We start from the raw sequence: 9,013 nt of genomic DNA, 5'->3' as shown, positions 1-9,013 counted from the left end.
ATTGAAACCGTTTTTGACAAGTTTTTTGGAATGACAATCGGGACAGTGCATGGGGCAAACTGATTTTCTATCTCAAGTTGACGTGATTGTAACAAAACCAAGGCATCCTATCGATCGGGGCACTACCCGTAATCGCTCTCGATGGACTCCATGGCTGCGATGATGGCCTTGGCGCGGTCGGCGCTGTCCGGCAGCGCGACCAGGTGGTCGAACTGGGCTTCCTCACGCAGGTAGATGGCGCTCCTCTGGGAGAAGTCGGCCTTGGCCAGCGGGCGAGTCTTGCCGCCGCGGCTCGGCAGGTCGGCGATGATGGCCTCTCGGACGGCCAGATAGCGGCTGTAGGCATGACGCAAGAACACCAGGCCCATGACGGGCAGAAAGTATTCGTTGCTGGCGTAGTTGGAGTTGGCGCGCAGGGTGTCCGCGGCGGACCAGAGGCGGCGCTCGATGGCTTCGATATGTTCTAGCTGAGCCAAGGATGATCCTTCGGTTGTTGTCCCCCCATAGCCAGCCATTATGTAGAGATCGGCGACACGGCGGAAGGCGGACGCCACCGATACTGGCCTATGTGGCCAATGAGCTGGGGCGGTTCAGGCCGCTGCCGGTCGCCCAAGTCGGTCGCCCAAGCGCCCCTCAACACCACAGGTTTGATCCTTTGAAACCAAGACAGACTCGTGCCGATGACGTCATGACGAGCCAGCGCGGTCGCTGGGCCACTTTCTCCCTGCTCGGGCTCGCGCTCTGGCTCCTTGCCGCCGGCACCCCGACCTGGACAACCGAGGCAATGGAGGCCTCCAGCGTCACTGATGCCGCCTTCGCCCATCCCCGCGAGCTGCAACAGCGGCTCGATGCGGCACTCGCGGCCAAAGGCGCCGATTACAAGCCGCGCACCGAGCATCTGCGCTCGGACGGACGACCACAGTTCACCAACCGTCTGATCCTGGAGGATTCTCCATACCTGCTGCAGCATGCCCATAACCCGGTGGACTGGTACCCCTGGGGACCGGAGGCATTCGAGCAGGCACGCCGCGAGAACAAGCTGGTGTTCCTGTCCATCGGCTACTCGACCTGCCATTGGTGCCATGTGATGGAGCGCGAGAGCTTCGAGGATCTCACCATCGCGCGCCTGCTTAACGCGCATTTCATCGCCATCAAGGTCGACCGCGAGGTCCATCCGGATGTCGACCAGACCTACATGACCGCCGTCGAGCTGCTCGCCGGCCGTGGCGGCTGGCCGATGTCGAGCATCCTGACCCCGGACGGCGACACCATCGACGGCGGGACCTATTTCCCACCGACCGAATTCACCCAGCTGCTCGAGCGCGCGCGGGACCTCTGGCAAAGGCGACCCGAAGCGCTGCGCGCTCGGGCGGAACAGGTCGCCCGTACCGTGAGCCGGGCGCTCGATACCCAAGGCCAAGCCGCCGCACTCGACGATGCCATCATCGATCAAGCCGTGGCCGAGCTGCTCGCGCGCCACGACGAGCTGCAAGGCGGCTTCGGCTTCGCCCCCAAGTTCCCGCAAGAGCCAAAGCTTGGGCTGCTGCTCGACCAGGCCCTGCGCACGGGCGATGAGGCGTCGCTTGGGGCCACGATCTTGACCCTGCAGAGCATGGCGCGCGGCGGTATCCATGACCAGGTAGGCGGCGGCTTCCACCGCTACGCGATCGACAACGACTGGCTGGTGCCGCACTTCGAGAAGATGCTCTATAACCAAGCCCAGCTCGCGCAGGTCTACCTCAGCGGCTGGCGCCTTACCGCTGATCCGCAGCTCGCGCAGGTCGCCCGCCGCACCCTGGACTTCGTGCTCCGCGATCTAACCTCACCCGAAGGCGGTTTCTACTCGGCCACCGACGCCGATAGTGATGGCAGCGAGGGACGATTCTTCCTCTGGACACCGAGTGAGATCCGCGCCGCCTTGCCGGCCGAGGATGCCGATCTGGCCATCCGCTTCCATGGGGTCACGGAGACGGGCAACTTCGAGGGGGCCAACATCCTGCATGTGCCGGTCGCCCTCGATGCCTTTGCCGCTGCCGAGGACGTCTCTCCCGACCAGTTGCGGCAGCGCCTGGCGCGCATCCACGAGACGCTCTATCAGGTCCGCGAGGGCCGCCCGCATCCACACCGCGACGATAAGATCCTGACCGGCTGGAACGGCATGATGATCGGTGCGCTGGCCAACGCCGGCGATGCCCTCGACGAGCCCCGCTACCTGGCTGCCGCCGAGCGTGCGGCCGAGCTGCTCTGGACCAAGGCGCGCGTCGCACCTGGCGAGCTGAAGCGCGTCTATTTGGACGGTCGCGCCACCCAGCCGGGGCTGCTCGAGGACTACGCCTTCCTCGGCGGGGCCATGATCGCGCTCTACGACGCCAGCGCCGATCCGCGCTGGCTGAGCCGAGCCCGCGAGCTGGCGGACGCGCTCTGGAGCCGCTTCGCCGACCCCGACGGTGGCGGGCTCTTCATGGGCGAGGCCAGCACCGAGACGCCGCTCATGGCACGCCCAAAAGACTTGAGCGACGGCCCCATGCCATCAGGCACCTCCGCCGCCCTGCATCTGCTTGCCGCCCTGGACCAGCGCACGGATGACCTGAGCGATGGCAATCGCGCCCGCGAGCTGCTGGGCGCGGTCTCGGGTCGGGTGAAACAGAGCCCCAGCGCCGTTCCATCTCTACTGGTCGCGTTGAATCGCTTGCGCCATGGAGACACCGGCCCGACGCAATATGCCGCCCGCGGCGCGATTCGACTGCAAGGCCAGGTGACGCGCGATGGCGATTCAGCAACCCTTCGCCTGGCGATCGACATGGCGCCGGGCTGGCACATCAACGCCCATGAGCCGCTGCAGCAGGCGCTGATCGCAACCCGTCTGGACCTGCCCGAGAGCGTTCAGTATTGGCGCATCGAAGATGCTGGACTATCCGGGAGCAGATATCCTTAAACTTGGCTTCCAACGCAAGCCGTTAGCCGTCTATCAAGGGCAAACGCAGATCAAAGCCGTGCTGAAATCAGCATCGGAGTCACTGTCTCGAGAGGCCAATCGGACCAGCGCTTGGCTGCCAGTAGAGCTGCGCCTGCAGGCCTGCAGCGACGATCGCTGCCTGCCACCGGAGACGCAGGTGCTGCAGGTGCCGATAGGCCTGGCCCCCTGAGATCGCCCGCCTGAGCACATCAGCAATAGCCTGCGTCGTCGGCCTCAGGCTCTAAGACGATTGCGGATGCGGCTAGCGATCGCAGAGCCCACCGGACCAGCAGTTCACGCAGCCGCCATCATCGCTGTGACATCCTCCTGCACGTTGCCAATCGGCTTGATGTCAAAGTTCTCGATCAGCACCTTGGCCACGTTCGGCGACAGGAAGGCCGGCAGTGTCGGGCCAAGCCGGATGTGCTTCACACCCAGATGCAGCAGCGCCAGCAGCACGATGATCGCCTTCTGCTCGTACCAGGCGATGTCGTAGGAGATCGGCAGCTCGTTGATATCATCGAGCCCAAACACCTCTTTCAGCTTCAGCGCAATGAACGCCAGCGAGTAGGAATCGTTGCACTGGCCGGCGTCGAGCAGGCGCGGAATGCCGCCGATATCCCCGAGCTCCAGCTTGTTGAAGCGGTACTTGGCACAGCCGGCGGTCAGGATCACCGCGTCCTGCGGCAATGCCTGGGCGACGTCGGTGTAGTAGCTGCGCTCCTTGTGCCGGCCGTCGCAGCCACCCATGACGACGAAGCGCTTGATGGCGCCGGTCTTGACCGCGTCGACGACCTGATCGGCCAGCGCCATGACCTGGGCATGGGCAAAGCCAGTGGTGATCTCGCCCTGCTCCAGCTCGGTCGGCGGCGGGCAGGTCTTGGCCTGCTCGATGATCGCCGAGAAGTCCTTGGCGCCACCCTCGGGCCGATCGGCGATGTGCTTGACGCCCGGCCAGCCAGTCATGCCGGTGGTGTAGATGCGATCCCGATAGGCGGCCTTGACCGGGGTGATGCAGTTGGTGGTCATCAGGATCGGGCCGTTGAAGGCGGCGAATTCCTTGTCCTGCTGCCACCAGGCGTTGCCGTAGTTGCCAACGAAATGCGGATATTGCTTGAACGCCGGGTAGGCGTGGGCCGGCAGCATCTCGCTGTGGGTGTAGATGTCGACACCGCTGTCGACGCTCTGCTCGAGCAGGTTTTGCAGGTCCTTCAGGTCGTGGCCAGAGATCAGGATACCCGGACGGGTGCCGACACCGAGCTTGACCTGGGTGATCTCGGGATGGCCATAGGCGCTGGTATTGGCCTCATCGAGCAGGGCCATCGCGGCGACGCCGACGGCGCCGCAGTCCATCACCAGCGCCGTCATCTCCTCGATGCTCAGCTCGCGGGTGGTGGCCGCCAGCGCCTTGATCATGAAGGCATAGATCTCGGGCTTCTCCAGGCCGAGGATGGCGGCATGGTCGGTATAGGCGGCCATGCCTTTGACGCCATAGACCAGTAGCTCGCGCAGTGAGCGCAGGTCTTCATTGGGCTGCGAGAGCACGCCCACCTCGGCGCCTTTGGCAGCATAGGCGCTGACCGGTCCGTTCCAAGTGACCTCGTCCTGATCGCTACTGAAGCCAATGGCAGCCTTCAGTGCATCGCGCTTGGCGATGGTGGCCTCAATCAGCGTGTTGAAGCGCGCGGCATCGAAGTTGGCATTGGTGATCGTGGCGAACAGTGCCTGGGCGATGAAGGGGCCGATCGAGTCATCGTGCTGGCCTCGGCGTTGCGCTTCTTCAGCGACAATGGCGAGGCCCTTGAGCACGTAGACTAAGAGGTCGTGCTGCACGGCGATGGTCTCGGTCTTGCCGCAAATGCCCTTAGTGGTGCAGCCGGTGCCCTTGGTGGCCTCTTCACATTGGAAACAGAACATACTCATTTGAAAGACTCGGTCCGCTGACGGTTGTTGGGGTGGCGATGCCACGATCGACAGGGACAGTCTTCCAGCGGACAGGGCGATGCGACTTGACCATGGTCAAGACGGTTCTGGCGCTCGCCGTCGGTCGACGTTGCTCAACCGGGCGCTCGTGAGGCATCCCGCATGATCCCGCGCCGCTCGGGGTTGTATGGTCACGGCGTTCGTGCACACCGCTGGAGGCGATAAATCCGCTCTGAAAGCGCCTCGAGCCCGCGCGCCCTAAACCGTGGACTCTCGGCCAGCGCATCAAAGACGCTCAGCGTCTCGACCTGGAAGCTGGGCTCGAACAGGGTTCGCACCTCCCGCTCGGCGACCGAGAAGGGCGGCCCCTTCATCCGCGATTGATCGTACTCGAGCGTGATCAGCAGTGAGCGAACACCATCAGGCAGCAGTTTGGCCAGATGGCGCACATCGCGAGGCAAGCTTTCCCGCTTACCCGCCCTGTATAATCCCATTCAGGCGTTCCACCGCCTGGCGCAATCGATTGGCCTGAGTGCTTAGCTCGTCCGAGGCGCCGGCTGCCTGCTCGGCATTGACGGCTGTTTGTTGGGTGACATCGTTGATCTGCTTCAATGCGATCGTGACTTGCTCGACGCCCTCTTTTTGCTGCTTTGCACCAGCATCCATGTCATTCATGACGCCATGGACACGAACAACACTTGTATCGATGTGCGTAAGCGCTGAATCGACGCTCGCCGTTTTACCTTTGACATCGTCCAGCAACGAGACGACGGTTGCATTCATCGCCACACCCTTCTCGCTGGCGTTCACCGATCGCTCGATCAGCGCCGCTGTCTCCTTTGCGGCCTCTGTCGCCCTCACCGCCAGGTTACGCACCTCTCCGGCAACGACCGCGAATCCGGAGCCGGCTGCTCCAGCTCGCGCCGCTTCAACCGATGCGTTCAATGCCAGGATATTGGTCTGGAATGCAATGTTATCGATCTTGTCAATGACCTGGGAAATAGAGGACGTTGATGACTGGATATCTGCAATAGCGTCATTGAGCTCGGTGATCGACTCACCAATCTGATGAACGCCACCGCTGAGGTGTTTCATGGAAGACACGCCATTCTTGGCGGCCCCTTCCGCTTCTTGCGAATACTCACTGGCCTGGCGTGAAAGCTCGGCATTGTGCGTCAACAAGTCGCTCATGCTTTGCATGCTGGCCGTGGATTCTTCAAGTGACGCGGCCTGCTCATTGGCGCCTTGCGCAAGCGATTGACTCGATGCCGAAACCTGTTCGGAGGCCTTCTCAGTTTCCAGGCTGCTCGCTTGTAGATCCTGGCTAATGCGACTGAGAGGGCCGGCGAGGCTGCGCGTCAGCAGGTAGAAGACGACAGCCGCGACAATGGCCATCACTGCTGTCAGCAGGAAGATCCAGTTGGTGACGCTGGTAATAGAGCGCTCGACGTCTTGCGCAGCAGCATAAAACTCACTGTCGTAAGCACTGGCTGCGATTAGCCAATCCCAGTCTGGAAAATAGGCGTAGATGGCCAGCTTGGTCCGAGGTGTTGTCTCACCGGGATTCTGCCACTCGTACTCGATCAGTGTCGTCTCGCCGGCTTCAAGCCCGTGGCTGCGCTCAATCATCTCTTTGATAAAATAACGGCCTTCGGTATCCTGACTGCTCAGGATGTTCTCCCCATCCCGCTCGCGATTGGCTGAGAGCACATACCTGCCCGCATCTTCGCCTCGAGTATTGAGGATAAAAATATACCCTGTCTCACCAATCCGCCTCTCTGCCAGTTGATCGAGGAGCGGCTGTGTCGCCCTCGCCTCTGGCATGCCAACATAAAGAATGCCCGTAACCTGACCAGACGCTCCGACGATGGGCTGATAAGCCGTTACATACCAACGATCGACGACAAAGGCACGACCAATATAGGTCCGACCGGCAAGCACCTCGGATAGCACCGGATTTGGCTCACCATCTGGATTGATCGCGGGAATAAAGGTACCGACTGCCCGTTGACCGTCTTTTTCCACATTGGTCGCGATGCGCAGCATATCGCCAGCGGGATTCATCCGTTGAAACAGGGTTGCCGTATCACCGGTCAGCTCACCAATCGCATCAACCAACGCCACCCCGCGATCGAATGACTGTTCCGGCTCCAACTTGACAGCGTCTCCAATCAGTGCCAATGGCAGCTGAAGCGTCTGCTGGGCGCCAGTGTACTGATTGACAGCCTTCCACTCCACCGAGCGCTGCTCGGAAAAATGAAGACCACCGAGCTGTTCAAGCTTATCCGAGGCCAAGCTCAGCAGGGTCTTGACGTTTTTTTGGAGCAGATCCTGTGTAATCTCAACGGTGTCGAGAATGCCACCGATCTTCTTCTCCATCTGCTGATGGCCTTGCTCGACGATCGCCTCTCTTGCCAGACTGGTGATGACATCGGCCTGAGAATATAAAAAAACAGCCACGATCGCGAGCGGGCCGACGGCCACCGCGAGCCCGGCGGTCAGTAACTTGGCCTTCAAGCTTAGTGATTGCATAGCGCGCCACCCGTTCGGGGTCAATCAATGAGTTGCTAGTCGCCGGGAAAGCAGAGTACCAGCCATCGCCTCAACGGAGATAAGCACAGATTTTGTAGGCTCATGGTAATGCCCAAGGGCTCATCATGCATCACCTGAGAGGCCGCTCGCGCTCTGCCTGAGGCTCAAGCGGCATCATTGGAAGACCTCGACCGAGAACAAGGCGCGACAGTCGCCACGACGGTGCCCGGCATGGTGCACGCGAGGCCGCAAGCCGTTATGATCCGTCGGCCAAGTCAACCCATCAGCCAACCTTCGACCAAGGAGAAGCCATTATGATCACTCGTTTACGCGCCGCCGCGCTCGGAACCATCGCGATTGCCCTTGTGGGCACGGCTGCGACGGCCGCCGACCTCAAGCCAGAAGAGCAGATCCAGACCCGCCAGGCCGGCTATCGGTTCATGTCCTGGAACATGGGCAAGATCAAGGCGAACTTGGAAGGCGATTACAACCAACAACAGGTTCAGGCCGCCGCCGACGCCATCGCCGGTATCGCCAACTCCGGCATGGGCGCGCTCTATGGTCCAGGCACCGACCAAGACATTGGTGATGTGAAGACCCGCGTCAAACCGGAGCTGTTCACCGACCAGGAAGCGGTCGGCAAGGTCGCCGTGGCCTTCATCGAGGCGGCCAACAACATGGCCGAGACCGCCGCGCTTGGCGACAAGGCTGAGGTCAAGACCGCCTTCGGCGAACTAGGTGAGAGCTGCAAGGGCTGCCACGACAAGTTCCGCAAGGACTGATCCTCGCGTAGCTGGCTCCTTCAGGAGCCAAGGCGCGAGGCCATGATGGGTCTCGCGCCGCATACCGCTGGCGTTTTTGATCATGCGGCCTTACCAACTCGGCACGCTGCCAGGTGGAGGCGGTGGTGGGGGCGCTGGTAGCAGACCGCCGGCGGCGATCCACACCACCAACGCGCTGACCAACAGCGCCAGCAGCAAGGCCCACAGTGGCCCACCGCGCGCGGAGCCTGCGTGCGCACCATCGGATGGCGCTGGCTTCCAGCCGGTGATCATCGGTCGGATTAGATTGTTGCGCCGCACCAGCGTGTAGAACAGCACGGCCAGGATGTGCAAGCCCACGAACGCCAAAATCACCCACAGCCCCTGCCGATGCAGGCTGGTGAGTTCATTGCTCGTGGCCTTGGTCACGAGATCATAGAGCGGACCATTGAAAGCGATGTCATCATTGCTGAACAGCCCGCTGACGGCCTGCCACAGCAGGATCAGGAGCAGCGCGAACACCGACAGGGCGCCGAGTGGATTATGCCCCTCGCCCTGCCAGTGACCGCGTAGATACGCCAGTACCCTGCCTGGCGTCGGCATGAACTGGGCGAAACGCGCATAGGTCGAGCCGACCAGCCCCCAGACCAGGCGGAACGCCAACAGCCCCAAGATCATGAGCCCGGTGCGCTCATGCCAGACCATCCAGTTGCCGCCTTGCAGACCGGTCAGGAGCGCGGCACTCACGGCCAGAAAGAGCGTCCAGTGGAAGACGCGTGTTGGTAGATCCCAAACCTTGATACGCATAAACAGGATGTCCGCAACGGCCCGATGCTCCAAC

Annotated in this window: 8 protein-coding genes; 3 read left to right on the top strand and 5 right to left on the bottom strand. The window is 61.9% G+C overall.

Annotation, left to right across the window (positions count from 1 at the left end):
- Positions 1 to 122 precede the first annotated feature (122 nt).
- Entirely contained in the window at positions 123 to 476 is a 354-nt protein-coding gene (locus CCR82_RS02865) for a type I restriction-modification system subunit M N-terminal domain-containing protein (protein WP_201243853.1), read from the bottom strand.
- Positions 477 to 688: 212 nt separating this feature from the next.
- Between CCR82_RS02865 and CCR82_RS02860 the strand changes: the two genes are divergently transcribed.
- The gene (locus CCR82_RS02860) at positions 689 to 2,935 is read left to right on the top strand and encodes a thioredoxin domain-containing protein (RefSeq protein WP_201243852.1); all 2,247 of its coding nucleotides are present in this window, start codon (positions 689 to 691) and stop codon (positions 2,933 to 2,935) included.
- The gene (locus CCR82_RS02855) at positions 2,904 to 3,146 is read left to right on the top strand and encodes a protein-disulfide reductase DsbD family protein (protein WP_201243851.1); all 243 of its coding nucleotides are present in this window, start codon (positions 2,904 to 2,906) and stop codon (positions 3,144 to 3,146) included. The genes CCR82_RS02860 and CCR82_RS02855 overlap by 32 nt, the downstream gene beginning before the upstream one ends.
- Positions 3,147 to 3,250: 104 nt before the next feature.
- On the opposite strand, the gene hcp is transcribed toward CCR82_RS02855, so the two are convergent.
- From hcp to CCR82_RS02840, 3 genes are all read right to left on the bottom strand, one after another.
- A complete protein-coding gene (hcp, locus tag CCR82_RS02850; protein ID WP_201243850.1) occupies positions 3,251 to 4,879 on the bottom strand; it encodes a hydroxylamine reductase in 1,629 nt (542 codons plus the stop codon).
- Positions 4,880 to 5,070: 191 nt separating this feature from the next.
- Positions 5,071 to 5,340, bottom strand: a complete 270-nt coding sequence (locus CCR82_RS02845) for a class I SAM-dependent methyltransferase (protein ID WP_201243849.1) — start codon at positions 5,338 to 5,340, stop codon at positions 5,071 to 5,073.
- Between the two features lie 10 nt (positions 5,341 to 5,350).
- On the bottom strand, positions 5,351 to 7,396 hold the full coding sequence (locus CCR82_RS02840) for a methyl-accepting chemotaxis protein (RefSeq protein WP_201243848.1): 2,046 nt from the start codon (positions 7,394 to 7,396) through the stop codon (positions 5,351 to 5,353).
- Positions 7,397 to 7,725: 329 nt separating this feature from the next.
- Between CCR82_RS02840 and CCR82_RS02835 the strand changes: the two genes are divergently transcribed.
- Positions 7,726 to 8,193, top strand: coding sequence for a c-type cytochrome (locus CCR82_RS02835; RefSeq protein WP_201243847.1), 468 nt, complete (start codon positions 7,726 to 7,728; stop codon positions 8,191 to 8,193).
- A gap of 90 nt (positions 8,194 to 8,283) precedes the next feature.
- On the opposite strand, the gene CCR82_RS02830 is transcribed toward CCR82_RS02835, so the two are convergent.
- Positions 8,284 to 8,979: a cytochrome b/b6 domain-containing protein gene (locus CCR82_RS02830; RefSeq protein ID WP_201243846.1), complete on the bottom strand. Its 696-nt coding sequence runs from the start codon at positions 8,977 to 8,979 to the stop codon at positions 8,284 to 8,286.
- Positions 8,980 to 9,013: the final 34 nt, after the last annotated feature.

This window comes from Halochromatium salexigens (assembly GCF_016653295.1).
GTDB classification, from domain to species: domain Bacteria; phylum Pseudomonadota; class Gammaproteobacteria; order Chromatiales; family Chromatiaceae; genus Lamprobacter; species Lamprobacter salexigens.
Note: the sequence above shows the minus strand (reverse complement) of the source record. Positions and strands in the feature narration are given on the sequence as shown.